24 protein-coding genes are annotated in these 23,909 nt (G+C 72.6%); 11 read left to right on the top strand and 13 right to left on the bottom strand.

Annotated elements, in window-relative coordinates; translation table 11 throughout:
• Positions 1-60: 60 nt before the first annotated feature.
• Positions 61-1,671, top strand: coding sequence for a fusidic acid esterase FusH (fusH, locus tag R2E43_RS07800; protein WP_332056051.1), 1,611 nt, complete (start codon positions 61-63; stop codon positions 1,669-1,671).
• Positions 1,672-1,706: 35 nt separating this feature from the next.
• Complete coding sequence (locus R2E43_RS07795; RefSeq protein WP_332056050.1) at positions 1,707-3,227, top strand: trypsin-like serine protease; 1,521 nt, start codon at positions 1,707-1,709, stop codon at positions 3,225-3,227.
• A gap of 58 nt (positions 3,228-3,285) precedes the next feature.
• On the opposite strand, the gene R2E43_RS07790 is transcribed toward R2E43_RS07795, so the two are convergent.
• The 5 genes from R2E43_RS07790 to R2E43_RS07770 form a co-directional block, all read right to left on the bottom strand.
• Complete coding sequence (locus R2E43_RS07790) at positions 3,286-4,212, bottom strand: ROK family protein (RefSeq protein ID WP_003972810.1); 927 nt, start codon at positions 4,210-4,212, stop codon at positions 3,286-3,288.
• A complete protein-coding gene (locus tag R2E43_RS07785; RefSeq protein ID WP_003972809.1) occupies positions 4,209-5,966 on the bottom strand; it encodes a dipeptide ABC transporter ATP-binding protein in 1,758 nt (585 codons plus the stop codon). The genes R2E43_RS07790 and R2E43_RS07785 overlap by 4 nt, the downstream gene beginning before the upstream one ends.
• The gene (locus R2E43_RS07780; RefSeq protein ID WP_332056049.1) at positions 5,963-6,856 is read right to left on the bottom strand and encodes an ABC transporter permease; all 894 of its coding nucleotides are present in this window, start codon (positions 6,854-6,856) and stop codon (positions 5,963-5,965) included. Before R2E43_RS07780 ends, R2E43_RS07785 begins: the two co-directional genes overlap by 4 nt.
• Entirely contained in the window at positions 6,853-7,812 is a 960-nt protein-coding gene (locus R2E43_RS07775; protein WP_003972807.1) for an ABC transporter permease, read from the bottom strand. The genes R2E43_RS07780 and R2E43_RS07775 overlap by 4 nt, the downstream gene beginning before the upstream one ends.
• A gap of 61 nt (positions 7,813-7,873) precedes the next feature.
• Positions 7,874-9,682, bottom strand: coding sequence for a peptide ABC transporter substrate-binding protein (locus tag R2E43_RS07770; RefSeq protein WP_332056048.1), 1,809 nt, complete (start codon positions 9,680-9,682; stop codon positions 7,874-7,876).
• Positions 9,683-9,891: 209 nt separating this feature from the next.
• Between R2E43_RS07770 and R2E43_RS07765 the strand changes: the two genes are divergently transcribed.
• The 5 genes from R2E43_RS07765 to R2E43_RS07745 all read left to right on the top strand — a co-directional run bounded on the left by R2E43_RS07765 (position 9,892) and on the right by R2E43_RS07745 (position 15,202).
• Positions 9,892-11,115 carry an ROK family protein gene (locus R2E43_RS07765; RefSeq protein ID WP_011030660.1) on the top strand — a complete coding sequence of 408 codons (1,224 nt, stop codon included), beginning with the start codon at positions 9,892-9,894 and terminating at the stop codon, positions 11,113-11,115.
• Positions 11,116-11,164: 49 nt separating this feature from the next.
• The gene (locus tag R2E43_RS07760; protein ID WP_332056047.1) at positions 11,165-12,706 is read left to right on the top strand and encodes a M81 family metallopeptidase; all 1,542 of its coding nucleotides are present in this window, start codon (positions 11,165-11,167) and stop codon (positions 12,704-12,706) included.
• Positions 12,703-13,497, top strand: coding sequence for a copper homeostasis protein CutC (locus R2E43_RS07755; protein WP_030865160.1), 795 nt, complete (start codon positions 12,703-12,705; stop codon positions 13,495-13,497). Before R2E43_RS07760 ends, R2E43_RS07755 begins: the two co-directional genes overlap by 4 nt.
• Before the next feature lie 63 nt (positions 13,498-13,560).
• A complete protein-coding gene (locus R2E43_RS07750) occupies positions 13,561-14,505 on the top strand; it encodes an AraC family transcriptional regulator (protein WP_030865162.1) in 945 nt (314 codons plus the stop codon).
• A 10-nt stretch (positions 14,506-14,515) separates the two neighbouring features.
• On the top strand, positions 14,516-15,202 hold the full coding sequence (locus R2E43_RS07745) for a helix-turn-helix transcriptional regulator (protein ID WP_319218070.1): 687 nt from the start codon (positions 14,516-14,518) through the stop codon (positions 15,200-15,202).
• Here the strand turns inward: R2E43_RS07745 and R2E43_RS07740 are convergent.
• Positions 15,185-15,586 (bottom strand): VOC family protein, encoded by a 402-nt coding sequence (locus tag R2E43_RS07740; RefSeq protein ID WP_003972801.1) that lies wholly within the window; start codon positions 15,584-15,586, stop codon positions 15,185-15,187. The genes R2E43_RS07745 and R2E43_RS07740 overlap by 18 nt on opposite strands.
• Positions 15,587-15,714: 128 nt before the next feature.
• On the opposite strand from R2E43_RS07740, the gene R2E43_RS07735 reads away from it, so the two are divergent.
• A complete protein-coding gene (locus tag R2E43_RS07735) occupies positions 15,715-16,044 on the top strand; it encodes a hypothetical protein (RefSeq protein WP_003972800.1) in 330 nt (109 codons plus the stop codon).
• Positions 16,045-16,240: 196 nt separating this feature from the next.
• Here R2E43_RS07735 and R2E43_RS07730 read toward each other — a convergent pair whose 3' ends face one another.
• From R2E43_RS07730 to R2E43_RS07720, 3 genes are all read right to left on the bottom strand, one after another.
• Positions 16,241-16,570, bottom strand: a complete 330-nt coding sequence (locus R2E43_RS07730) for a hypothetical protein (protein WP_265701194.1) — start codon at positions 16,568-16,570, stop codon at positions 16,241-16,243.
• A gap of 13 nt (positions 16,571-16,583) precedes the next feature.
• On the bottom strand, positions 16,584-16,976 hold the full coding sequence (locus tag R2E43_RS07725; protein WP_136208313.1) for a hypothetical protein: 393 nt from the start codon (positions 16,974-16,976) through the stop codon (positions 16,584-16,586).
• 272 nt (positions 16,977-17,248) lie between these two features.
• Positions 17,249-18,037: a tetratricopeptide repeat protein gene (locus tag R2E43_RS07720; protein ID WP_332057110.1), complete on the bottom strand. Its 789-nt coding sequence runs from the start codon at positions 18,035-18,037 to the stop codon at positions 17,249-17,251.
• A gap of 149 nt (positions 18,038-18,186) precedes the next feature.
• On the opposite strand from R2E43_RS07720, the gene R2E43_RS07715 reads away from it, so the two are divergent.
• On the top strand, positions 18,187-18,840 hold the full coding sequence (locus R2E43_RS07715) for a hypothetical protein (RefSeq protein WP_332056046.1): 654 nt from the start codon (positions 18,187-18,189) through the stop codon (positions 18,838-18,840).
• Positions 18,841-18,861: 21 nt separating this feature from the next.
• Here R2E43_RS07715 and R2E43_RS07710 read toward each other — a convergent pair whose 3' ends face one another.
• Entirely contained in the window at positions 18,862-19,176 is a 315-nt protein-coding gene (locus R2E43_RS07710; RefSeq protein WP_003972795.1) for an STAS domain-containing protein, read from the bottom strand.
• A 142-nt stretch (positions 19,177-19,318) separates the two neighbouring features.
• On the opposite strand from R2E43_RS07710, the gene R2E43_RS07705 reads away from it, so the two are divergent.
• Positions 19,319-20,827 (top strand): carboxylesterase/lipase family protein, encoded by a 1,509-nt coding sequence (locus R2E43_RS07705; RefSeq protein ID WP_332056045.1) that lies wholly within the window; start codon positions 19,319-19,321, stop codon positions 20,825-20,827.
• Here R2E43_RS07705 and R2E43_RS07700 read toward each other — a convergent pair.
• Together R2E43_RS07700 and R2E43_RS07695 are read right to left on the bottom strand one after the other, a co-directional pair.
• The gene (locus tag R2E43_RS07700) at positions 20,781-21,014 is read right to left on the bottom strand and encodes a DUF397 domain-containing protein (RefSeq protein ID WP_011030672.1); all 234 of its coding nucleotides are present in this window, start codon (positions 21,012-21,014) and stop codon (positions 20,781-20,783) included. The two genes, R2E43_RS07705 and R2E43_RS07700, sit on opposite strands and share 47 nt — an antisense overlap.
• Positions 21,011-21,829 (bottom strand): helix-turn-helix domain-containing protein, encoded by an 819-nt coding sequence (locus tag R2E43_RS07695; RefSeq protein ID WP_162495271.1) that lies wholly within the window; start codon positions 21,827-21,829, stop codon positions 21,011-21,013. The genes R2E43_RS07700 and R2E43_RS07695 overlap by 4 nt, the downstream gene beginning before the upstream one ends.
• An 85-nt stretch (positions 21,830-21,914) precedes the next feature.
• Between R2E43_RS07695 and R2E43_RS07690 the strand changes: the two genes are divergently transcribed.
• Positions 21,915-22,358, top strand: a complete 444-nt coding sequence (locus tag R2E43_RS07690) for an ATP-binding protein (protein WP_093457988.1) — start codon at positions 21,915-21,917, stop codon at positions 22,356-22,358.
• 65 nt (positions 22,359-22,423) lie between these two features.
• Here the strand turns inward: R2E43_RS07690 and dacB are convergent, their stop codons facing one another.
• Positions 22,424-23,779, bottom strand: a complete 1,356-nt coding sequence (gene dacB / locus R2E43_RS07685; RefSeq protein WP_093457246.1) for a D-alanyl-D-alanine carboxypeptidase/D-alanyl-D-alanine endopeptidase — start codon at positions 23,777-23,779, stop codon at positions 22,424-22,426.
• Positions 23,780-23,909: the final 130 nt, after the last annotated feature.

The following is a 23,909-nucleotide window of genomic DNA, read 5'->3' as shown; positions in this document are numbered from 1 at the left end:
GAAGAAATCCCGGACTGCCGGTGACTTTGCTGTGTAGCAGTTCGGGGTGGTCTGTGTACGATGCGTCACGTGTCAGGTATTTCCATTGCCCATTCGGAAGGCCCTTTCGTGGCCACACTGATTCCGAAGAAGGGAAGTACGTTGCTCAACAAAGGAATCCGCACGCGGCGGGCTCGCGGGGCACTGGCCGGCGGCACGGTCCTGACGGCCGCCGCCGCCCTGCTCACCGCGGTGCCGGCCGCGCAGGCGATTTCCGGCGAGCCCGCGGCCGCGACCGACCACGCCTTCACCGCCCGGCTGCACATCGGCGAGGGCGACACCCTCCGCGGCTGTTCCGCCGCTCTGGTGCACCAGCAGTGGCTGCTGACCGCCACGAGCTGTTTCGCCGCCACCCCGGGTGGCGAGGTCAAGTCGGGCAAGCCCGCGCTGAAGTCGACGGCGACCCTGGGCGGCAAGACCCTCGGCATAGTCGAGGTCGTTCCGCGCGACGACCGGGACGTGGCCATGGTCCGGCTCGCCGAACCCGTCACCACGGTCGAGCCCGTGCGGCTGGCCGCGGACGCCCCCGTGGCGGCCGAGACCCTGCTCGGTGCAGGGTTCGGGCGGACCCGGACGGAGTGGGTCCCGGACCAGTTGCACACCGGCGAGTTCCGGGTGGACTCCGTCACCGGCACCACCGTGGAGCTGACCGGTCAGGACGGGGTGTCCGTGTGCAAGGGCGACACCGGCGGCCCGGCCCTGCGCGGCACGGGTGGTGAGGTCGAGCTGGCCGCCGTGCACAGCCGGTCCTGGCAGGGCGGGTGCTTCGGCGAGACGGAGACCCGGACCGGCGCGGTGGACGCCAGGGCCGACGGCCTGGCGGACTGGGTGACGGACGTCCGCAACCGCGACCGGACGCAGTCGGCCGACGTCGACGGCGACGGCAGGGCCGACCTCGTCGTCCTGCGCTCGAACGGCGACGTCGTCTTCCACCGCAACCTGGGCGACAGCTTCGCCGCCGGCCGGGTCATGTCCGGCGGCTGGGGCCTCTTCGTGACCTGGAAGGACCTGGGCCGGCTCTATTTCGCCGACGTCGACGGCGACCGCAAGGCCGACATGATCGTCCACACCAGCGACGGCAACATCGAGGTCCGCTTCAACCACGGCACCTACTGGGACCAGGGCACGCACTGGTCCGGCGGCTGGGGCCGCTTCATCGACGGCAGCGACCTGGGCCGGCTCTACTTCGCCGATGTGGACGGCGACGGCAGGGCGGACATGATCGTCCACACCGGCGACGGCAACGTCGAGGTGCGCTTCAACCACGGCACGTACTGGGACCAGGGGACGCACTGGTCGGGCGGCTGGGGCCGCTTCGTGACCTGGAAGGACCTGGGCCGGCTCTATTTCGCCGACGTCGACGGCGACCGCAAGGCCGACATGATCGTCCACACCAGCGACGGCAACATCGAGGTCCGCTTCAACCACGGCACCTACTGGGACCAGGGCACGCACTGGTCCGGCGGCTGGGGCCGCTTCGTCGACGGCAGCGACCTGGGGTCCCTCGAGTTCGGCGACGCCACCGGTGACGGCAAGGCCGACCTGCTCGTCCGCACCAAGGACGGGAAGGTCGCCCTCCGTACCAACCACGGCACCTACTGGGACCAGGGCAAGTTCATGATCACGCTCTGACCTTCCTTCCCGCTCACTCCTGAATGAGGACTCCCATGTTTGCCATGCCGCGCTCCGCCCGGCTCACCGCCCTGTCCGCCGCCCTGCTGGCCGGCGCCCTGGCGTCCAGCTCCACCCCGGCTCTCGCCACCGCCGGCGCCCCGGCCACCGAAGCGAAACTGGACTTCGCCGTCCGTCTGACCATAGGCACCGACTACCGCGCGTGCTCGGGCGCCCTGGTGGACGCGCAGTGGGTGCTCACCGCGGCGAGCTGCTTCGCGGACGACCCCGCCCAGTCGGTCGCCGTCCCGGCCGGAAAGCCCGAGCGGCTCACCCGGGCCACCGTGGGCCGGGCCGACTCCGGCGTCGCCAACGGCTATGTGCGCGAGGTCGTCGAACTCGTCCCGCACCCGAACCGGGACATGGTTCTCGCACGGCTCGACAAGGCCGTCCCCGACATCGCCCCGGTGCCCCTCGCGGCCGGCGCACCGGACCCCGGCGCACCGCTCACAGCCGTCGGCTTCGGACGGACGAAGGACGAATGGGTGCCCGTCCAGCGTCACCAGGCCGCCTTCACGGTCACCTCGGTCACCGCCGACGCGGTCAACGTCACCGGTCAGGACGGCGCCGTGTGCGCCGGTGACGCCGGCGGCCCGCTGCTCCAGAGCAAGGACGGTGCCCCGCAGCTGGTGGGCGTCAACAGCCGCTCGACGCAGGGCGGCTGCTTCGGATCGGATGCGACCAGTACGGCCGCCGTCGCCGCGGCGAGCGACGCCGACTTCGTGCGGCAGACCGTCAACCGCGATCTCGGCACCGGCAACCTGAGCGACCTGGTGGCCTCCGCGGACTTCAACGCCGACGGCCGCACCGACATCGCCGCCGTCCTGGACGACGGATCCCTGCACGCCTTCTACACCAAGCCCGACGGGACGCTGGAGTACGGGCGCGAACTGTGGAACGACAACACCTGGGGCCCGATGGTGCAGATCATCGGCGGCGACTTCGACGACGACGGCAACGGCGACATCGCCGCGGTGCGAAGCGACGGCACCCTCAACCTGTACACGGGCACCCCCACCGGCATGCTCAACAAGAGCAAGCCGATGTGGCACGACACGTCCTGGAAGACGATCGAGCAGGTCTCCCGGTTCACCTTCGGCGGCCGTGACGGTCTGATCGCCCAGTGGGGCAACGGCAACCTCTACGGCTACTACACCGGCGCCGACGGCGTGCTGACCGGCGAGAAGGTCAAGATGTGGCCGGACGCCACCTGGAGCACGACCCGCCTCACCGGCACCACCGACGTCAACGCCGACGGCCGCGACGACCTGGTCGCGGTGCGGGACGACGGCAGCCTGAACTGGTACGCGGGCAATTCCGCGGGGGGCCTCGACCTCGCCCGCAAGCTGTGGCCGGACAACACCTGGACCCCCATGAAGCGCGTCGTCGGCGGCGACTTCAACGGTGACGGCAAGGGCGACGTCGCCGCCGTCGGCGGTCAGGGCACGCTGCTCCTGTACACCGGGACCGGCACCGGCACGCTGAACAAGGGCGTGGCCATGCGCCCCGCACAGTAGGCGTTCCGCCCGGCCCGCCGGAGCTTCGGCGGGCCGGGCGTGCACAGCGGCCCAGGGCTCAGCGGGCGGTCAGCTCGTGACGTGCCCGGGCCGCCGCGCCCAGCGGCACCGCGTCGGGTCCCAGGGCCGCCCGCAGCAGCTTGACGGGGTGGCCGCTGATCGGCGGTTCGGCGGCGAGCGGCTCCCGGATCAGCGGTTCCAGCAGCGTCCAGGCGCCGCTGACCCCTCCTCCGATCACGACCGTGCCGATGTCGACGAGGCCGGCGGTCATCACGATCGCGCGAGCGATACCGGCGCCCGCCGCGGCGAACACGCCGTGGGCGTCGGCGTCCCCGTCCCGGGCGGCCTCGGCCACCTCGCGGGCCGTCAGCTCCCGCCCGGTGCGTTCGCCGTAGCGGGCCCGCAGCGAACGGGCCGAGGCCAGCGTCTCCAGGTGGCCGCGGCCGCCGCAGGTGCACGGCAGGTCGCCGAAGCCGGGGATGTGGCCGATCTCGCCGGCCGCGCCGTGCGCTCCGGTGCGCAGCTCGCCCCCCGTCCACAACGCCCCGCCGACGCCGGTGCCCAGGGTCATGCCGAGGACGTCCTCCTCGTCCGCCGCCGCGCCGCACGCGATCTCGCCGCGCAGGAACGCGTTGACGTCGTTGTCGAGGAAGGCGGGCACGCCCAGCGCGGTGCGCAGGGCGGCGGTCACCGGGAAACCGGCCCAGTCCGTGAACGAGTCGCTGGCCACCAGGATGTGACCGGAGGCCGCGTCGACCACTCCGGCCGCGCCCACCCCCACGGCGGCCAGCCGGCCGGGGGTGCGCGCCCGCACGACGGCGAGCGCGTCGAGCGTCGCGGCGATCATCGCCCGGCCGCCGGAACGGGCCGGAGTGGCCGTGTCCGCGCGGTCGAGCACCTTCAGTTCCTCGTCGCAGAGCACCACCTGGGTGGTGGTGCCGCCGATGTCGACCCCGGCGAACACCGGGGCGCCGGGACCGCTCACCCCTGCTCCTCCGTCCGCCCGGCGGCGAGAGTCGCCAGCCGCTCGGCCCGGCGGCCGCGCTGCACGACGGGGTCGGGCACGGGCACCGCCGCCAGCAGCCGGCGGGTGTAGTCGGTCTCCGGGTGCAGCAGGGTGGCCGACGTCAGGCCCTGCTCCTCGGCCCGCCCCGCCCGCATCACGACCACCCGGCGGGCGAACTGCTGCACGACGGCCAGGTCGTGGGAGACGAAGAGGCAGGCGAAGCCCAGCTCCTCCTGCAGTTCGCCGATCACTTCGAGGACCGCCTGCTGCACGCTCACGTCCAGGGCGCTGGTGGGTTCGTCCGCCACCAGCAGGCGGGGTTCGAGGACCAGGGCGCGCGCGAGGCTCACGCGCTGGCGCTGGCCGCCGGACAGCTCGCGCGGTGCGCGCCGGGCCACCTCGCGCGGCAGCCGGACCCGGTCCAGCACGTCGGCGACCAGGGACTCCCGCTCCCTGCCGGACAGCTTCCGGCGGTGGATCCGCAGCGGTTCCGCGACACACTCGCCGACCGTCATGCGGGCGTCGAGCGAGGCGACCGGGTCCTGGAGGACGACGCCGATGCCGGCCCGCAGCGCACGCCGGGCCCGCGCGCGGGTGGCGGCCAGGTCGGCGCCGAAGAGGGTGACGGACCCGGCCGTGGGCGTGATCAGGCCGAGCGCCACCCGGGAGGCGGTGGACTTTCCGGAGCCCGACTCTCCCACCAGGCCGAGGGTCTCCCCGGGGTGGACGGCGAAGGAGACGCCCTTGAGGGCGTGCACCGCCTGCTTCCCGCGGCCGAAGACCACCGAGACGTCCTTGAGTTCCACCGCCGGCTCTGCACCGGGCGCGGCGCCGGGCTCGTCCGCCCGCCGCTCACTGGCCGCACCCGACGCACCGGGCTCACCGGACGGACCGGGCCCACCGGACTCGGCGACGGTCAGGCGCGGTACGGCGGACAGCAGGCGCTTGGTGTAGTCGTGCGCCGGACGCAGCAGCACGTCCTCGACGGGCCCGGTCTCCACGAGGGCGCCCTGGTACATCACCGCGACCCGGTCGGCGAAGTCCGCGACGACGCCCATGTTGTGGGTGACCAGCAGGACACCCGTGCCGGTCTCCGCGGCGAGCCGCCGCAGCAGGTCGAGGATCTCGGCCTGCACGGTCACGTCGAGCGCGGTGGTGGGCTCGTCGGCGATCAGCAGCGCCGGTTCGTTGGCGATGGCCATGGCGATGACGACGCGCTGGCGCTGTCCGCCGGAGAGCTGGAAGGGGTAGGAGCGGGCCCGCTGCTCGGGCTCGGGGATGCCGACGCGGCGCAGCAGTTCGACGGCGCGCGCGGCGGCGTCCGCGGCGGAGATCCGCCGGTGGTTGCGGATCACCTCGGCGATCTGCTTGCCGACCCGGGTGAGCGGGTCGAGCGCGGTGGCCGGTTCCTGGAACACCATGGAGACGGTCGATCCGCGCAGCGCGGACAGCTGCTCCTCGTCGGCGCCGACGATGTCGGTGCCGTCGACGACGGCCGTTCCGGTGGCCCGGGCGTTGCCGGCGAGCAGGCCCATGGCGGCCAGCGCGACGGTGGACTTGCCCGAGCCCGACTCGCCGACCAGGGCGAGCGTCTCGCCCGGTGCGACGTGCAGGGACACACCGCGCACGGCCTGCACCGTGCCGGTCTCCGTGGTGAAGACGACGCCCAGGTCGTCGAGGTCGAGGATGTGCCCGCCGGTGGCGGGAGCGGCCGGTGGTCGAACGGCGCTCATGCCCGCCCCCTCACGTCGAATGCGTCCCGGAGTCCGTCTCCGATCGCGTTGAACGCCCACACCACCAGGATGATGGCGAGGCCGGGTGGCACGATCAGCCACCAGTAGCCCGAGTAGGCCGCGGTCATGCCGGACGAGAGCATGCCGCCCCAGTCCGTGGCCGGGGGCTGGACGCCCAGACCGAGGTAGGAGACGTAGGCCACCAGCAGGATCGCGTCGGCGATCTGGAAGGTGGCCGCCACGATGACGGTCGACACCGAGTTCGGCAGGATGTGCCGGATGATGGCGCGCGCGTGGGTGCCGCCGATGGCGCGCAGGGTGAGGACGAAGTCCCGGTTCTTCAGTGTCAGCGTCTCCGCCCGCACCAGGCGCGAGGGCACGAGCCAGGAGATGAGACCGAGGATGAGGACCAGGCCGGTCAGGTCGGGGGTGGTGATCGCGGAGACCACCAGCAGGATGAACAGGGCGGGGATGGCGATGCCCGCGTCCACCACACGCATCATGACCGCGTCGATCCAGCCGCCCGCGTAACCGGCCGCGGCCCCCCACAGGGTGCCGATGACCGTGGCCAGGACACCGGCCGACAGACCGACGATCAGGGACACCTTGCCGCCGTACATCAGCCGGCCCAGTTCGTCGTGGCCGACCGCGTCGGTGCCGAGCCAGTGGGCGCCGCTGGGCGACTGGTTGACCTGCTGGAGCAGCGTGTGCGTCTGGTCGGTGGTGTAGAGCAGCGGACCCACGAAGCAGAACAGCACGAAGGAGACCACGACCCCGAGCCCGACCACGGCGAGGCGGTTGCGCAGGAAGCGGCGGACCGCGAGCCGGGTGCCGGAGGCGGCGCGCTCGGGCTTCGCGGCGAGCCCGTCCAGGGAGGTGAGGGAGCTCATGACCGACCTGCCTTCACTCGGGGGTCGATGACGCGCTGCAGGACGTCGGCCAGGAGGGTGCCGGTCACGGTGGCGACCGAGATGACCAGGACGCAGCCCAGCAGCACGGGATAGTCGGAGGACTGGGCGGCGGTCCAGAACAGCAGGCCCATGCCGGGGTAGTTGAAGAGTTGCTCCACCACCAGCGCACCGCCGAAGAGGACCGGTATGTAGTAGCCGAGCATGGCCACCACGGGGGTCAGCGAGTTGCGGAAGACGTGCCGCGTCAGGATGGCCCGCGGGCGGGTGCCGCCGGCCCGCGCCGTGCGCACGTAGTCCTCGGTGAGGTTCTCCAGCGTGGCCGAGCGCATGTAGCGGCTGAAGACGGCGACCATCGTGGCCGCTCCGGCCACCACCGGCAGCACCAGCCCCTGGGGCTGCGAGAGGACGTCGGCGACGCTGTTGCCCTGGGGTGCCTGGGCCGGGAACCAGGGCAGGACCTGGCTGAAGACGAGGACCAGGATCAGCCCGAGGAAGTACACGGGGGTGGAGTAGGCGATGAAGCTGAGCGTGGTGATGACGTAGTCGACCGGCTTGTTGCGGCGGACGGCCTGCCACACGCCGAGCGGCACCGCGACCAGCAGGCCGACGACCGCCGAGAGCACGGTCAGCAGCAGGGTCTTCGGCAGCCTCTCGGTGATCAGCTGGGAGACGGGTTCGTTGAGGGTGTAGGACATCCCGAGATCGCCGTGGATCAGCTGGTTCAGGTAGTACACGTACTGAACCGGCAGCGGCTTGTCGAGCCCCTGCTCGTGGTTGAAGGCGGCGATCTGGGAGGCGGTGGCCTGGGGGCCGAGGATGCCGCGGGCGGGCCCCCCGGGCAGGGCGTGCAGCAGGCAGAACACCACGACGGTCACGAGGAGGACCACCGCCAGGGCCTGCAGGACACGCCTGATCAGGAAGGAGTATGTGCTCATGGGTTTCCGGGTGACTGGGTGGGGACGGGGCGGCTGCGGGGGAGGGGGGCGGGGTGAGCGCTCACTCGGTCCACGCCCACATGGCGGGATGGAAGTTGGCGAGGGAGTCCTGGGCGAATCCGCCGAGACCGTCCCTGATCACGGAGACCTGGTAGTCGGGCTCGGGAAGCCAGATCACGGGCAGGTCCTCGGCCAGCGCCTTGCTGTAGTCGGGCATGGCGTCCAGGGACGAGGAGGTGGTGGTGCGGTCGATCAGCCGGTCCACCTCGGGGTTGGAGTAGTTGCCGAAGTTGGAGCCGCCGCCGCTCGCGAAGAGCGCGTCACCGCTGGGGTAGGCGGGGAAGTACCAGCTGCCCGCGCTGCCGAAGAAGGAGAGCTGCCACTTGCAGGCGGGGTCGTCCTTCTCGCACTGTCCGGTCTGCGAGAGGACCGAGTTGACCGGTGCGGTCTTGATGTCGAAGTCGATACCGGTCTCCTCGAAGGAGGACTGGAGGGCGCTCATCATGTTGTCCGTCTCCGTCGAGCCGGACTGGGAGAGCACCCGCATCTTGAACTCGGTGCCCTTCTCGACGCCCTCGCCGCACTGCCCCTCGCCCGCGCCCGGTGAGGTGCACACCATCGTGCCGTCCCGCATGGTCCAGCCGTGGTCCGTCAGCAGCTTGCGCGCCGCGGAGTTGGAGAACGGGTACGGCTCCGCCTTCTGCTCGTCCGAGAGGAAGGCGGACGGCTGCCCCTGCGGGACGGGACCGTAGGTGGGTACGGCGGTGCCGTTGAAGAGCACCTTGGACAGCGTCTTCTGGTCCACGGACATCTGGATGGCCTGCCGTGCGTACAGCTGCCGGAAGACCGCGCCCATCTCGGGGTTGTTGAAGTTGTACGGCATGTAGGTGACGGCCCAGCCCGACCACCGCTCGACGTGGTAGCCGAGGTCCGTGAAGGACTTCTTGATCCCGAGGTCGGAGGCCCTGATGTAGCCGTAGTCGACCGTGCCCGCCCGCAGCGCGTTCTCCTCGGCGGCCACGGTGGTGAAGGACAGCAGGTTGATCTGCTTGACGTGGGCCGCGCCCCCGCCGTCGTACTTCTCGTTCTCGACGAGCTCGACCCGGCCGGAGGTGGAGAAGGACTTGATCCGGTACGGTCCGCTGACCGTCTTCCACAGCGGGTCGCTCGCGTAGCGGGAGATCTTCTTGCCGGCGTCGATCAGATACGCCCACACCTTCTCGGCGCCGGCCGGGGTGCGGTCGAGGTCGGAGACGGCTGCGGAGTCGCTGGTCTTGTCCCACACGTGCTGCGGCATCACGCGGATCATGCTCAGCTCGTTGGCGAGCATCCACTGCTGGTTGTAGGCGCGGTCGAAGTCGAGCGTGAAGTGCCGGTCGTCGATGGTTTCGAACGACGACCAGACGTCCGGGGCCTTGCCCGGGCTGTAGCTGGCCCACGACTTCTTGTTCTCCCTGACCAGGTTGAACCAGAACTCGACGTCCCGTGCGGTGATCGGCTCACCGTCGCTCCAGTGCCGGTCGCCGAGGGTGATGGTGACGCTCTTGTCGTCCGCGGCGAACTTCGCGTCCGTCGCCAGCGAGTTGTCCTTGTTCCAGCCGATTTCGCCGCTGGAGCCGTCGTAGGCGATCAGGGGCTCCCACAGCACCTGGGATATGGAGGCGTTGTTCGTGTTGAGGTGCCCCGGTGTCCCGATCGGCACGATCCAGTTCGGGGTGAAGTTCGCCGGGAGGGCGTAGTTGATCTCGTTCTTGGAGCCGGAGGGGGCGGACACGCCGCCCGTGCAACCGCTGAGCAGCACGCCCACGGCCGCGCATGCGCCGACGACGAGCGCCCGGCGTCGGCGTGGCGCTGTGCGAGCAGTGGACATGTATCTCCTCCAGGTGAGTGGCCTGGAGGTAGCTAACGCCTGACTCGGTGCATGCACAAACAAAGTTGAGTAACAACTAAGTATCTCCGTTTCTGAAAAAAGTCCGGACCCGGGCGCAGCCGGGAATTACTGCACTGATCGCCATTCACGGGACGGTGTTTCAGGCGTACTGTCTGCATCGGACCGACGATGGGGAAGTAAGCACGTACATGAATGAAATAAGTACGCCCGGCCGGAGGGCGGCAGGCACCTCGGCACTGGCGGCGCGAGCCCTCGAACTCATCGCCTCCGGCCGGGCGACCTCCCGGGCCCAGCTCGCCGAACTGCTCGGCGCCGCCGCCTCCAGCGTCTCGGTGGCCGTGGCCCAGCTGGTCGAGCACGGCCTCGTCGCCGAGGAGGGGACCCAGTCCTCCACCGGCGGACGCCCGCGCAAGGTGCTCAGACTCGGCGGCCAGGACGAGTTCGCCGTCGCCGCCGACCTGGGCGGCAGCCACGCCCGGGTCGGCGTGGTGCTGCCCGGGGGCGAGCTGCGCGACGTCTCCACCGTGCCGCTGGTGATCGCCGAGGGCCCGCAGGCGGCCCTGTCCCGGCTCGCCGCCACCCTGGAAGAGCTGGTCGAGCAGCACGGCCGGGGACGGCTGCGCGGTGTCGGTCTCTCCCTGCCGGGGCCGGTGGACACCGCGACGGGCAGCGTCGTACAGCCCTCCCGGATGCCGGGGTGGAACCGCTTCCCCGTCGAGTCCTGGCTCCGGGAGCGCTTCGCGGTACCCGCCGTCGCCGACAACGACGCCAACTGCATGGCCGTCGGGGAGCACATCGCCCGCAAGGGGCGCCACCAGCAGGTGATCATGGTGAAGACGGGCACCGCGATCGGCGCCGCCGCCCTCGTCGACGGCCGGCTCTACCGCGGCGGCACGGGCGCGGCCGGGGAGATCACCCACATCCGCATCGCCCGCGGCGACCACGTGCCCTGCTCCTGCGGCAACACCGACTGCCTGGAGACGGTCGCCTCGGGCGCCGCCCTGGTACGGGTGCTGCGGGACGAGGGCGTGGACGTCACCAGCGCCGAGGACGTGGTGCGGCTGGCCACCGACGCGCACCCGGAGGCCAACCGGGCGGTGCGCAGGGCCGGGGACTACCTCGGCCAGGTGCTCGCCGCGAACGTCAACTTCTTCAACCCGGACGCCGTCTACCTGGGCGGCATCCTCTCCACCGTCGAACCGTTCGTCGCCGCCGTCCGCAGCCAGCTCTACGAGAGCTGCCACCCGCTGGTCACCGAACACCTCGCCATCGAACGAGCCGTCCTCGGCCGCGACGCCGGTCTGGTCGGCGCCGGGCTGTTCGCCCTCCAGCGGGCGCTGGGGCAGGCCCTGCGCCAGGTCGGCGGAGCGCAGCTGGACCCGGACCGGTTCCAGAGCCCCACCACTTCCTGAAACACCCCGAAGCAACGCCCACCCGCGCCACCCGCACGAACGAGGAGCCATGTCCCACCCCAGCACCCCCACCTCGACCCCCGCCGCCTCCCGCCGCCCGGTCGTCGCCATCGCCGGCCTGGGCATCGAGTCGTCCACCTTCTCGCCCGCCCGCACCCAGGCGCCCGCCTTCCACCCCTCCCGCGGCCAGGAGGTACTGGACCGCTACCCCTTCCTCGCCGTCGGCGAGGAACTGCGCGAGGCGGCCGACTGGCACGGCGCGCTGGTCGGCAAGTCGCTGCCCGGCGGCACCGTCACCGCCGCGGCCTGGGAGGAACTCACCGGGGAACTCCTCACCCGGCTCGCCGCCCTGCCCCCGCTGGACGGCCTCTGGTTCGACATCCACGGGGCCATGACCGTCGAGGGCGTCGACGACGCCGAGGCCCTGCTGCTGGAGCGGGTGCGCTCCGTCGTCGGCGACGACGTGACCGTCTCCACCTCCATGGACCTGCACGGCAACGTCTCCCGCGCCCTCGTCCACCGCAGCGACCTGATCACCTGCTACCGGATGGCCCCGCACGAGGACCACATGGAGACCAAGGAACGCGCCGTCCGCAACCTGCTGGCCCACCTCGCCTCGGGCGCCCCCCGCCCGCTGAAGGCGTGGGTGCCGGTGCCCGTCCTGCTGGCCGGTGAGCAGACCTCCACCCGGATCGAGCCCGCGAAGAGCGTGTACGGGGCCGTTCCCGAGGTCGAGGCCCGGCAGGGCGTGATCGACGCGGCGATCTGGGTCGGCTACGCCTGGGCCGACGAACCCCGCAACCGGGCCGCGGTCGTCGTCACCGGCCACGACGAGCAGGCGGTCTCCGAGGGCGCCGAGAAGCTGGCCCGCGGCTTCTGGGAGGCCCGCCACGACTTCGACTTCGTCGCCCCCACCGGCACCTTCGACGACATCCTGGACGAGGCCCTGGCCGGCGAGCGGCGCCCGTACTACGTCAGCGACACCGGCGACAACCCGACCGCGGGCGGCGCCGGCGACGTCACCTGGGGCCTGGCCCGCCTGCTCGACCGCCCCGAGTTCCAGAAGGAGGACGGGCCGACCGTCCTGTACGCCTCGGTGCCCGGCCCCGAGGCCGTCCGGCACGCCGCCGCGGCGGGCGTCGGCGCCACGGTGACGGTGACGGCGGGTGCCGAGGTCGACGACCGGCACGCCGGACCCGTCACCCTCACCGGAGTCGTGCACGCCGTCCGGCTCGGCGACCGCGACGCCCGCACCGAGGTGGTGATACGCGTCGGCAGCGCCTACGTGATCCTCACCGAGCTGCGCAAGCCCTACCACCACGAGCACGACTTCACCGACCTGGACCTCGACCCGCGCGGCGCCGACATCGTCGTCGTGAAGATCGGCTACCTGGAACCCGAGCTGTTCGCGATGGCCGCCGACTGGAAGATGGCGCTCACCCCGGGCGGCGTCGACCAGGACCTGGTGCGCCTCGGCCACCGCCGCATCCGCCGGCCCATGTTCCCCTTCGACCCCGCCATGGCCGACCCGGACCTGTCCGCCCGCCTGATCCCGGCCGCCGACCAGCCGCTGACCGGGGCCGACGAATGAGCGCCGGTCCCGCACCGAAGGCCGCCGCACCGGCGGCCGCCTCCCTGGAGATCGCGGTCGTCTCCCCGGCCGGCGCCCGCACCGCCCGCGAGAACGGGGCGGACCGCGTCGAACTGTGCACCGGACTCGAACTGGGCGGCCTGATCCCCTCGACCGCGGCCGTCGCGGCGGCCGTCGAGTCCGGGCCGCCCGTGCACGTCCTCGTCCGCTGCCGCCCCGGCGACTTCGTGTACGACGCCGAGGAGGTCGCCCTGATGGCCGCCGAGGTGCGCACCGCCCTGCGCGCCGGGGCCCGCGGCGTCGTCGTCGGAGCACTGACCCCGGACGGCGCCCTCGACACGGACGCCCTCGCCGCGCTCGCCGGCGCCGCGCGGGACACCGACCCCGCCGCACAGGTCACGCTCCACCGGGCGGTGGACCAGGCGAGCGACCCGGTGGCCGCCCTCGCGGCGCTGCCGGGGCTCGGCATCACCCGGGTCCTGACCTCCGGCGGCGCGCCCACCGCGATCGAGGGGAGCGCCGTGCTGGCCGCGATGGCCGCGGCGAACCCCGGGCTCGACGTGGCCGCCGGGGGCGGTGTGCGGCCCGGCGACATCGCCGGTCTGCTGGCGGCGGGCGCCCGCTCGGTGCACCTGTCCGCCAAGTCCCGGGCGACCCCCCGGCGCGCGGCCGGCTGGGTGCCCCTCGGCGCGGGCGGCACCTCCGCCGACGACGACACCCACTTCGTCACCGACGGCACGGTCGTCGCGGCGGCCAGGAGAGCGCTCGACGCGGCCGTCGCGACGGAGTGAGGAGGTCCGGGTCCGGGGCACCCCTCGGTGACGCCCCGCGGGCCGAACCGGGACACTGGCACCGTGGACGCACTCGCCGGACTGCTGGAGGGCCCCCGGGCCCGCGGGGCCTTCATGATCCGCGCCTGTTTCGACCCGCCGTGGGCCGTGCGCGTCGAGGACCGGGCGCCGCTGACCGTGATGCTCATGGTCCGCGGCGGCGCCTGGATCGTGCCGGACACGGGGGAGCGGCTGCGGCTGCGGGCCGGGGACCTGGCCATCGCGCGCGGCCCCGACCCGTACGTCTGCGCCGACGACCCCGGCACCGCCCCGCAGGCGGTGATCCTGCCGGGCGGCGCGTGCAGCTACCCCGACGGACGCCCCCTGAACGGCTCGATGGACCTCGGCGTACGCACCTGGGGCGACCGCGCCGACGGCGAGGCGGTCCTCCTCATCGGCACCTACCTGGTCCGGGGCGAGATCGGCGGCCGCCTCCTCGACGCGCTGCCCCCGCTGCTGTCCCTCACCTCCCAGGCGTGGGACAACCCCCTCACCCCGCTGCTGATGACGGAGGTCACGCGGGACGAGCCGGGCCAGGAGGTGGTCCTGGACCGGCTCCTGGACCTGCTGGTCATCGCCGCGCTGCGGGCCTGGTTCGCCCGGCCCTCGGCCGAGGCACCCGCCTGGTACCGGGCGCTGGGCGACCCGGTCGTCGGCCGGGCGCTGCGGCTGCTCCAGGACGACCCGGCGCACCCCTGGACCGTCGCGTCCCTCGCCGCCGAGGCCGGGGTCTCCCGTGCCGCGCTCGCCCGGCGGTTCACCGACCTGGTCGGCGAACCGCCCATGGGATACCTCACCGGCTGGCGCCTCGCCCTGGCCGCCGACCGGCTGCGCGACAGCGAGGACACCCTCGGCGCCATCGCCCGCCAGGTCGGCTACGGCAGCGCGTTCGCCCTGTCCACCGCCTTCAAACGGGCCTACGGCATCAGCCCGCAGGAGTACCGGGTCCCGGCCCCGGCCCCGGCGTAACCTGGCAGGCGTGTACGCGGAGCGGGCGTCCCGGCTGAGCGGGGCGGTGGTGTGGACCAACACGCCGTCCGGGCCAGGCCCCGGACGGGTCCTTCCCGACGGCTGCATGGATCTGCTCTGGTACGACGGCCGGCTCCTGGTCGCGGGCCCCGACACCCGGGCCCACGTCACCGAGGGCGGCGCGGGCGCCTGGGCAGGCGTCCGCTTCTGTCCCGGCACCGCGCCCGCCCTCCTCGGCGTCCCCGCCGACGCCCTGCGCGACCGGCGGGTCGAGCTGACCGACCTCTGGCCGACCGCTCGCGCGAGGCGGCTGGCCGCTCGGGTGAACGCCGCCGCCGACCCGGCGACCGGCCTGGACGAGGCCGCGCTGGCCCGTGCCGCCGAGGCCGGGCCCCCGGACCCGCTGCTTGCCCGGGTCGTCGCCGCCCTGGACGCGGGCCGCCCGGTCGCCGCGACCGCCGACGCGCTCGGCATCGGAGCCCGGCGCCTGCACCGCCGCTCCCTGGCGGCCTTCGGCTACGGCCCCAAGACGCTGGCCCGCGTCCTGCGGCTGCAACGCGCCCTCGCCCTGGCCCGGAACGGCATGCCCCTCGCCGAGACGGCCGCCCGCACCGGCTACGCGGACCAGGCACATCTGACCCGGGAGGTACGGGAGTTGGCGGGAGCCGCTCCCGGCGAGCTACTGCGCGGCGGCTAGCGGCGCGAACAGGTCGACGCCGTGACCGTCCGGGTCGTTGACGACGGCGTACCGCTGCCCCCAGAACGCGTCCCAGGGCGCCCGCTCGCCGTGGCACCCGGCGCCGGTCAGCTCCGCGTAGAGGGCGTCCACCTCCGCGGGCGTGTCGCACAGCAGGGCGAGCGAGTGCCGCCCGCCCCCGGCCGGCGGCTCCCAGCCGGGCGTGAAGGAGCGGACGGACTCCTCGGTGTCGAGCAACAGGCGGATCCCGCCCGGCAGTTCGGCCTCGGCGTGCGGCGCCTGCCCGGCGCCCTCGGGAAAGGCGAAACCGAGCCGGCGGTAGAAGGTCACGGACGCGGCCATGTCGGAGACGACGAGGCCGATGGCGTTGAATCGTGCGGTCATGGGGCCACCGTAGGCAGGGTGCGCGCACCCGGTCTTGAAGGAAACGGACACCCGGGCGCGGCACGGCCCGCCTCAGAAGCTCCTCAAGTCCGTTGAACGCGACCGGGTGCACGGCCGATCATGGCCGTATGTTCGGACGACTCGCCCCACCGGAACTCAACGTCCTCGTCCTGCGCGACACGGACGTCGTCGCTCACGGCATCCGCCAGGCCCTCGCCGAGGCGACGCCCGAAGAACGGCCCGGACTGGAGCGCGCCGCGGCCCTGGTCGCGCAGGCCGCCGCGGCCCCCGACGCGGAGCTCCACGCCCGCTGGGTCCGCGAACGCCTCGCCGCGGCCGGTCACGAGGGCCCCGTCGACTCCGTCCGCGCCGTCAAGGCGCTGCGCGAGGCGGCCCCCGGTCTCAGCCTGCGCCAGGCCGTGAAGCTGACGAAGGACGCCGCCGCCCACCAGCCTTAGCCGGCCTGCGCGACCCCTCGACTGGAGATGAACCTCAGTCGAGGACTTCGGCGCGGTGCACGCGCACCTCTGTGCGACCGACACCCCCCGCAACCCCAAGCCCTGCCTGGGGGCGGCCGGCCACAGAGTGCTCCGTGGCCGGCCGCCGCCGTGCGGGCTTGTCCGGCCGTACAGCCGTATGGCCGGGAGTGGGGTGTCAGGTGAAGGGCAGAGGGTCCGGCAGGAGCCAGGTGGCCGCCGCCGCTCCACTCACCAGGGCCGTCGCCCAGCCCACCCAGGGGCGCCCGGACAGGGCCCGGGCCGCGTGCGCGGCCTCGGAGGTGACGACCACACCGCAGACCAGCGCCAGGAACAGGTCGTCCCAGGCCGCCTCCGGCCGGCCGACGACGAGCCAGCCCGCCGCGCATCCCGTGAGGCCCACGGCCATGTACGGCCACGGCGCGTACTTCCCCGGGTCCGGCACGGCGCGTACACGGTGCGTCAGGATCAGGACGATGTCCGCGACGATCGCCGCTGTCGCAATCACTGGTCCTCCATCATCAGAACCTGCATGCCTTCTTCAGGGCCGGGATGCCCAGCAGGGCCGCGACCGCCTTGCGATGCGCCGACGTCAACTTGCGGCGCTTGGCGTAGGTCTGGATCGGCTTCGCGGTCTTGGCGAAGACGGTGTCTGTCTCGGTGCGCATCTGCAGGACCTCGACCCGGTGGTCTTGCATCCGCGCGGCGGTCTGTGCCGCGTCGACGCTCTCGGCTCCGGCGATCGGGTGTGTCCTGAGCCGGGCGACCGCCTCCGGCAGACCGGAGACGGCGCGCTCCGCCTCGGTGTCCCCGGGACTGGTCCCACCGGCCGCGACGGCGACGTTGGGCGTGGCCAGGAGCACGGCGGTGGCGGCCAGCATGGCTATGCCCGTGGCATGCCAGGTGGTTCTCATGTGCGTACTTTCATGGTCTCGGCACATGACCCGCCGATGTCGTTCCCCCCCCGGCGGGTCAGGCCGCAAATGATCTTTGAGCGGCGTAATGGAAACACATGTCCTACAAAAATAGCCACTTCGCCCTCTGAACCGGACATCCGCGGCGTACTGCATCGAAGGGCCACGATCCCCAGCGGGCTGTGCCGCGCCTCGACTTGCGGCCTGCCCCGCCCTCTGCTGCAGGGCCCCTGGTGGGAGTTCCGCTGCTCGGACCGGGGGAGATCCGCGGCCTACGGTCGAGTGCCGTCGATGCGCTCGAGCAGCGTTCGGGCTTCGACGGTGCGGCGGTGGTCCGGGCCGAAGGAGGCCAGGCAGGCATCGTGAGCGACTGCGGCCTGGCGATGGGCCTCGGGAACGCGTCGCAACCCGAACAGGGCAGTGGCGAGGGCCAGTTCGACGGCGCCCGCTTCTGGAAGGCGCTGGTGGTCGGGAAGCGAGCGGTGCAGCTTTTCGGCGCCCCGTGCCTCGGTGAGGGCGTCTTCGTGGCGGGCCTGGCCGTTGAGGCTGCGAGCCAGACCGAGTCGCAGGACCAAGGACATCGGGTCACGCTCGCGATGGGCGGCCAGGGCCTCGCGGGCGAGCGCCTCCGCCTCCTGGTGTCGCCCCTGCGCATTGAGGGCGAAGACCAGTCCGTTTCGGGCGGCCGCTGCCAGGCGGGCCATCTCCGGCCCGGTTCCGCGCACCGCGGCCCGGACGACGGCAGTGCATTCCGCCTCGCACTCGGCGTGCCGGCCCAGCGAGGTCATCTGCTGGGCGCGGTCCGAGCGCAACTTCAAGGTCAGCCAGTGATCGGCTCCGAATATCCTGCCGAAGACCGGCAGCGCTTCGTCATAGGTGGCGAGAGCCTCGGTGTGGCGGCCTTGGGCACCCGTCGCGATCGCGGCGATGTTCAGCGCCACGGCTCCGTACGCGTCGTCGCGTGGCCGCGATCGGCTCACAGCCCGGGCTTCGGCTTCCGCCTCGGCGTAACGCCCGGCCTCATAAAGGGCCTTGGCCTCAGCCACAGGTGTTCCCGTCATTCGTTCGGCGTCGCTTCGGCCGCGCGACCGGAAGAGTCTCATGCCCGGGAGCATACGGATGCCGCACAGGCTGCTCGGCGCGCGGCCGGGTGTGGACAGACGGCGTGAGCGGCCCCCCGGAGGGAACGCCCGTACGGCAGGATGACCGCATGATTCGTCACGCGCGTGTCCTGCCGGTGCTGGTGCTGGCCCCGCTGCTGCTCACTGCCTGCGGCTCCGAGAAGGCGGGCGACGCCGGTCCGTCCGGCCCCGCCTCCGCCCCGGCCGCGGCCCCCGGCACCGGCGAACTCGCCTCCCGCGCCCAGGCGATGGGTGTGGCCCCCGAACTGGTCTACGTCACCGAGGCCCCCGGTTTCACCCTAGCCCAGCAGTCCGTAGGCGTCCTCGGCGACGAGGGCTTCTCCGCCACCTGGGTCGACGGCGGGACCAACGCGCTGCTGCGGCTCGCCGTCGACCGGGGCACGATCACGGTCGGCACCTGCCCCGAGCAGCCCGTCGGCGACATACCCGGCGAGCACACCACCTGCGAGCGCGACGGCAAGGCCTGGTACCGCACCGGTGCCGGACGCCACGAGTACGCGCTGCCCGAGGAGGGGCACGTCGTACGCGTCTCCGCCGAGCAGGACGCCGTACCGCGCGACGTCCTGCGCGCGGCCGCCCTCGCCGCGCACCGCCCCGACGCCGCCGAGACCGACCGCCTCCTGCCCTCCGCCGAACCCGCCCCCGCCACGCCGGTCGAGCGCGGCGACCTGCCCCCGTTCGGCGACGGGGCACCCGACAACCACGTGGACGTGGGCGGCTGACCCGGCGCCCCGGCGCCCCGGTTACGCCGTGAAGGCGGCCACCGTGTCCAGACCGGCCTGCCGCAGCGTCCGGTGGACGGCCGGGCGGGCACCGCGGATGGTGAGGGCGACCGGCTCCGGTGCGCGGGTCACCGTCCGCAGCAGCGCGTAGGCGCAGGCCAGGTCGATGTGGTCCAGGCCGCTCATCTCCAGGGTCCAGGCCCTCGGCTCCCGCAGCCGCGGGTCGAGGAGCAGTTCCTCCAGCACGACCAGCGCGGGCGCGTCCAGGTCCCCGGAGAAGGCCAGCACCGCGTGCTGCCCGTCGGCCTCGGCGATCCTCACGGGTGCGTCCGTCACGGCAGCCTCCTCGGTCGCGCATCGCGTGTGTCGTCTCCATTGTCCCCCAGTCGTGGCGACGGGGGCCTCCCGGAATAGATCCCCGGTCGCGCGGCGCTATGCGTTGAGCGGTACGAGAGTGCGGCGAAGGGCTGGTGGGCGCATGCGGTCAGGCCAGACGAACCCCGTGGTCAGGACGGTTCACGGCGCGGTGGGCGGCAGGTACGAGCACGATGTCGCCGTCTTTCGCGGCATCCCCTACGCGGCGCCCCCCTTCGGACCGGGCCGCTTCCGCCCGCCCCTGCCCCCCGAGCCCTGGGACGGCGTCCGCGACGCGGGCTCCTTCGGCCCCACGGCCCCCAAACCGCCGTACTCCGAGGCCTTCGCCCGGTACCTGTCCGACCCGGCGATCCCCGGCGACGACTGCCTCAACCTCAACGTCTGGACCCCCGAGCCCGGCCCCGGCGCCCGCCTGCCGGTCCTGGTCTGGCTGCACGGCGGTGCGCTGACCAGGGGCTCCTCCGCCGTACCGGTCTACGACGGCAGCACCTTCGCCCGGGACGGCGTGGTCTGCGTGTCGGTCAACTACCGACTGGGTGTGGAGGGCTACGGACTGTTCCCGGACGCCCCCGCCAACGCCGGCCTGCGCGACCAGATCGCCGCCCTCCAGTGGGTGCGGGCCAACATCGCGGCCTTCGGCGGCGACCCCGACCGGGTCACCGTCGCCGGCCAGTCCGCGGGCGCCATCAGCACCGGCGCGCTCCTCGCCGCCCCGCGGGCCCGGGGGCTCTTCCGGCAGGCCGTGCTCCAGAGCGGCGCACCCGAGGCCGCCGACCGCGACAAGGTGCGGCGCATGGTCCGCCGCATGGCCTCCCGCCTGAAGATCCCCGCCACCGCCGAGGCCTTCGCCGCCGCCGACCGCGACCAGCTGCTGCGCGCCCAGGCCGAGGTGGGGCGCTTCAGCAGCCCCGTACTCGGCGGCCCCGGGTTCGGCCTGGTCGTCGACGGCGACGTGCTGCCCCGCGACCCGCTGGAGGCGCTCGTCGACGGCGACGCGGCACCGGGCGTCGACCTCATGATGGGCTGGACCCGCGACGAGTACCGGCTCTGGCTGGTCCCCGGCGGCCTGGTCGAACGCGTCGACCGCCTCGGCGCGGTGGCCCTCGCGGGTGCCCGCGCCCGCTGCCACTGCGGCAACGAGGTCGTCCGCGGCTACCGCGCGGCACGTCCCGGCGCGGGGACCGCCGAAATCGTCGGCCAACTGGTCACCGACCACCTGCTGCGCATCCCGATGCACCGCGTCGCCGACGCGCGGCCCGGCTCTTCGCACGTCTACGAGTTCGCCTGGCCGTCCAACCTGCCCGACCTCGGCGCCTGCCACGCCCTGGAGCTGGGCTTCGTCTTCGACTCCGGCGACGGCCCCGACGCACGCAGGCTCGCCGGCGAGGGGGCGCCGCAGGAGCTGGCCGACGCGATGCACGGGGCGTGGGTGCGGTTCGCGGAGACCGGCGACCCCGGGTGGCAGGCGTGGGACGCCGCACATCCCGTCCGGGTCTTCGGAGACGGCGCCCCGCACACGGCCTACGGCCCGCTCGACCCCGAGTACGACCTGTGGAAGGCCGACGTCACCGTGCCCCGAGGAACGCGGCCCAGGCGTCTGGTCCGACGGTGACGTGTCCCTGCGGGGCTTTGGAGTCGCGGATGTGGACGGCGGTGGGCTCTTGGGCGACCTCGACGCAGTTGCCGCCTTCGTCGCCGCTGTAGCTCGACTTGAACCACTCGTATGCGACTTCGATGCAGTTGCCGCCCTCGCTGCCGCTGTAGCTCGACTTGAACCACCGAAGTGCGGTGCTGCTCATTGCTCTCCTAGGAGACGGTCCAGCAGATCCCTCGTGTCCTCGGGGGTGAGGGCCTGAGACCGCAGCATCGCACATTTCTGCGTAAGGATCGCCACCTCATCGGCGTCGGCGATGAGTTGACTGCCGCGCTGATTCTCCGTGTAGGCGAGCCGTTGGTGCTCGGGTGTCTCCAGCAGCACGAACGGCCCGTTCAGCCCTGCGTGACTCGTCCGGTCCTGAGGCAGGACCTGCAACATGAGCCCCGGCAGCTCTGAGCATGCGCGCAGACGCTGTAGCTGCTCGCGCCACACGGTCCGCCCACCGATCGGTGCCCGAACGACCGGCTCCCACACGACGAAGCACGTGATCGGCGGCTCCTTGCCCTGAAGGATTCCCTGCCGCTCGATGCGTGCCGCCGCCAGTCGGGCGATCGTGTCCTCGTCGTAGAAGGGCACGCGGCTGCGGAACACCGCCCACGCGTACGCCTCCGTCTGGAGCAGACCCGGCAGCACCTGGTTCTCGTAGGAGGAGATGGCGATGGCCTCCCGCTCCCGGTCCAGGAACTCCTCCGCCCACAGCGGGACCAGATCCACCTCCGGCATCTTGCTCAGCGCGGTCGACAACGCCCCCTTGGTCCCGAGGAGTTCGTCGAGCTGCTCGGCGAGATCCCGCTTCAGCGGGCGGCGGCCCTGTTCGATCGAGGCGATCTGCTGCTCGCCGATGACGAAGCGCTCGCCCAGGGACCGCTGGGTGTGCCCCGCCGCCTGCCGGTAGAGGGCGAGCAGCGCGCCCACCATCTTCATCGCGGAGGCGTTCCTCCGTGTCGTCGTGCCCATGAGGTCGAACTCCCCACCCGCGCGCGTACGTTCACCAACGCGCACCCGTACGGACCGGATGTACGGCCATGCGCACTGTCCCATCATGACCACGGAGCGTGACCCTCGTCACGTGAACAACGAAACTCCACCCCCGTCCCCACGTGAGCGCCTCTACCGTCGTGAGCGCCGGTCCGTACCCGCCGCGCGGGCGTTCGCGAGGGAGGCGCTCGCCGACTGGGGTGTGCGCGGGCGCGCCGACGACGTGGTGCTGTGCGTCAGCGAACTGGCGACCAACGCCCTGCTGCACGGCGTACCGCCCGGCCGGGGCTTCCTGCTGCGGCTGTGGCTGCTGCCCTGCGGGGACGGCGTACGCGTCGAGGTCCACGACAGCGGGGACGGTGTGCCGGCGGTGCCTCTGGAATCCGGTGGGTCGGACGAGGGCGGGCGCGGGCTGCTGCTGGTGTCGGAGCTGGCGGACAAGTGGGGTGTGGCGGAGCGGGAGCCCGGCAAGGTCGTGTGGTTCGAGTGCGGTGTCCCGGCGGACTGACGGGGCACGCCCGCCTGCCCCAGGGGGCCTTCACCGGATCTCCACGCTCCGTCACGTGCGGCGCGTCAGGCCCAGCAGCCGTTCACGGTCGCGGCGAGGCCGTCCATCGCGTCCTTGATGTCGTTCGGGTCGGCCGTCGAGTTGTTCTCGATGAAGGAGAAGATCCGCCAGTCGCCGTCGTCGGTCCGCGTGACCCCGCTGAGGGCGATGGCACCGGTGAGCGTGCCGGTCTTGGCGTGCACCTTGCCGACGGCGCACTCGGAGTTGGGGTCGTCGAAGCGTCCCCACTCCGGACCCAGGCTGGCCCCGGCCTCGCCGGAGACCGGCAGTCCCTCCAGGATCGAGCCCAGGGCGGGGGACTCCGTGATCGCGTCGAGGAGCTGCGCGAGGGTGGCGGCCGGGATGCGGTCGGCGCGGGAGAGGCCGCTGCCGTCGTGCATCTCGAAGTTGTCGAGGGAGATGCCGTACGAGCTGAGCACCTGGCGGACCAGCGCGGTGCCGGCCTCGAAGGTGCCCGGCTTGCCCAGCTCCACGGCCGTCATGCGGAGCAGGGTCTCGGCGATGTTGTTGTCGCTGGTCTTGAGCATCTTCTTGACGATGTCCGACAGCGGCGCCGACTTGTGCTGGGCCACCGGTACGTCGGACTGCTTCGCCGTCTGGCGGCCCACCTCGCCGGTGACGGTGATGCCCTGTGCGGCGAGCTTCTTCGCGAAGACCTTGCCCGCGTCGATCGAGGTGTCCTGGACGGCGGCGCCGTCGACGACGAGGGAACGGACCGGCGCGACCTCGGTGGGGTAGTAGCCCTCGTTCCAGCCCTCGGCGAGGCTCGGGTCGGCGAACAGGCTGTCGTCCACCCGGACCTGGACGTCGGTGCGGCCCGCCGCCCTGAGCCCGTCGGCGGCGGTCCTGGCCAGCTCGGCCACGTCCTCGCCCGTGAGGGTGCGGTCACCGCCGCCGACGAGGGTGAGGGTGCCCTCGCCGTACACGACCTTGGTGGTGAACTCGTGGTTCGCGCCCAGCAGCGTCAGGGCCGTGGTGGCCGTGGCGAGCTTGGCGTTGGAGGCCGGCATGAGGGCGGTGGAGCCGTTGTGGTCCCACAGGGCGGTGTCCGAGTCGGCGTCGAGCACGACGCCGCTGACGTCGGTGCCCAGACGCTCGTCGGCGAGGCGCTCGTCGAGGTTCTTGACCAGCTGCGCGTCGTCGGCGGCGAGGTCGTCGACCGAGATGCCCTGCGGCCGTGGGGAGCTGTCGTCGGCGGCGAAGGCCGAGGTTCCGGCCAGCGTGGCGGAGGCCACGGGCACGGCCATCGCGAGCACGAGGGCCCGGCGGGCGCCGATGCGGCTCACTCTCGCCCTGCGATGCCTGCGACGTCCGCCCGGGGCGAAGGCGTTCGTGGGGGTTTCCTCTGGCGTACCAGTCATGAAATGAAATCCAAAGATCGATTACTTCGTTCTGTGGGGGTGAAGCGTTGGGCACGCTACCAGCCGTCATATGAAGGGCTGGGACGGAAATTGACGGGTTGTGAATATCCTGCGACCGAATTGACGGACA

Origin of the sequence: Streptomyces violaceoruber (genome assembly GCF_033406955.1) — a bacterium.
Classification (GTDB): domain Bacteria; phylum Actinomycetota; class Actinomycetes; order Streptomycetales; family Streptomycetaceae; genus Streptomyces; species Streptomyces violaceoruber.
This window is presented reverse-complemented; position numbering and strand designations above follow the sequence as displayed.

Bases quoted from the DNA above. Each gene is read 5' to 3' on its own strand.
- R2E43_RS07705 (WP_332056045.1), top strand. From the start codon at position 19,319: ATGCGGTCAGGCCAGACGAACCCCGTGGTCAGGACGGTTCACGGCGCG.
- R2E43_RS07715 (WP_332056046.1), top strand. From the start codon at position 18,187: ATGATTCGTCACGCGCGTGTCCTGCCGGTGCTGGTGCTGGCCCCGCTG.
- R2E43_RS07735 (WP_003972800.1), top strand. From the start codon at position 15,715: ATGTTCGGACGACTCGCCCCACCGGAACTCAACGTCCTCGTCCTGCGC.
- dacB (WP_093457246.1), bottom strand. From the start codon at position 23,779: ATGACTGGTACGCCAGAGGAAACCCCCACGAACGCCTTCGCCCCGGGC.
- R2E43_RS07725 (WP_136208313.1), bottom strand. From the start codon at position 16,976: ATGAGAACCACCTGGCATGCCACGGGCATAGCCATGCTGGCCGCCACC.
- R2E43_RS07695 (WP_162495271.1), bottom strand. From the start codon at position 21,829: ATGGGCACGACGACACGGAGGAACGCCTCCGCGATGAAGATGGTGGGC.
- R2E43_RS07770 (WP_332056048.1), bottom strand. From the start codon at position 9,682: ATGTCCACTGCTCGCACAGCGCCACGCCGACGCCGGGCGCTCGTCGTC.
- R2E43_RS07795 (WP_332056050.1), top strand. From the start codon at position 1,707: ATGTTTGCCATGCCGCGCTCCGCCCGGCTCACCGCCCTGTCCGCCGCC.
- R2E43_RS07720 (WP_332057110.1), bottom strand. From the start codon at position 18,037: ATGACGGGAACACCTGTGGCTGAGGCCAAGGCCCTTTATGAGGCCGGG.
- R2E43_RS07700 (WP_011030672.1), bottom strand. From the start codon at position 21,014: ATGAGCAGCACCGCACTTCGGTGGTTCAAGTCGAGCTACAGCGGCAGC.
- R2E43_RS07760 (WP_332056047.1), top strand. From the start codon at position 11,165: ATGTCCCACCCCAGCACCCCCACCTCGACCCCCGCCGCCTCCCGCCGC.
- R2E43_RS07785 (WP_003972809.1), bottom strand. From the start codon at position 5,966: ATGAGCGCCGTTCGACCACCGGCCGCTCCCGCCACCGGCGGGCACATC.
- R2E43_RS07780 (WP_332056049.1), bottom strand. From the start codon at position 6,856: ATGAGCTCCCTCACCTCCCTGGACGGGCTCGCCGCGAAGCCCGAGCGC.
- R2E43_RS07765 (WP_011030660.1), top strand. From the start codon at position 9,892: ATGAATGAAATAAGTACGCCCGGCCGGAGGGCGGCAGGCACCTCGGCA.
- R2E43_RS07775 (WP_003972807.1), bottom strand. From the start codon at position 7,812: ATGAGCACATACTCCTTCCTGATCAGGCGTGTCCTGCAGGCCCTGGCG.
- R2E43_RS07740 (WP_003972801.1), bottom strand. From the start codon at position 15,586: ATGACCGCACGATTCAACGCCATCGGCCTCGTCGTCTCCGACATGGCC.
- R2E43_RS07690 (WP_093457988.1), top strand. From the start codon at position 21,915: ATGACCACGGAGCGTGACCCTCGTCACGTGAACAACGAAACTCCACCC.
- fusH (WP_332056051.1), top strand. From the start codon at position 61: ATGCGTCACGTGTCAGGTATTTCCATTGCCCATTCGGAAGGCCCTTTC.
- R2E43_RS07755 (WP_030865160.1), top strand. From the start codon at position 12,703: ATGAGCGCCGGTCCCGCACCGAAGGCCGCCGCACCGGCGGCCGCCTCC.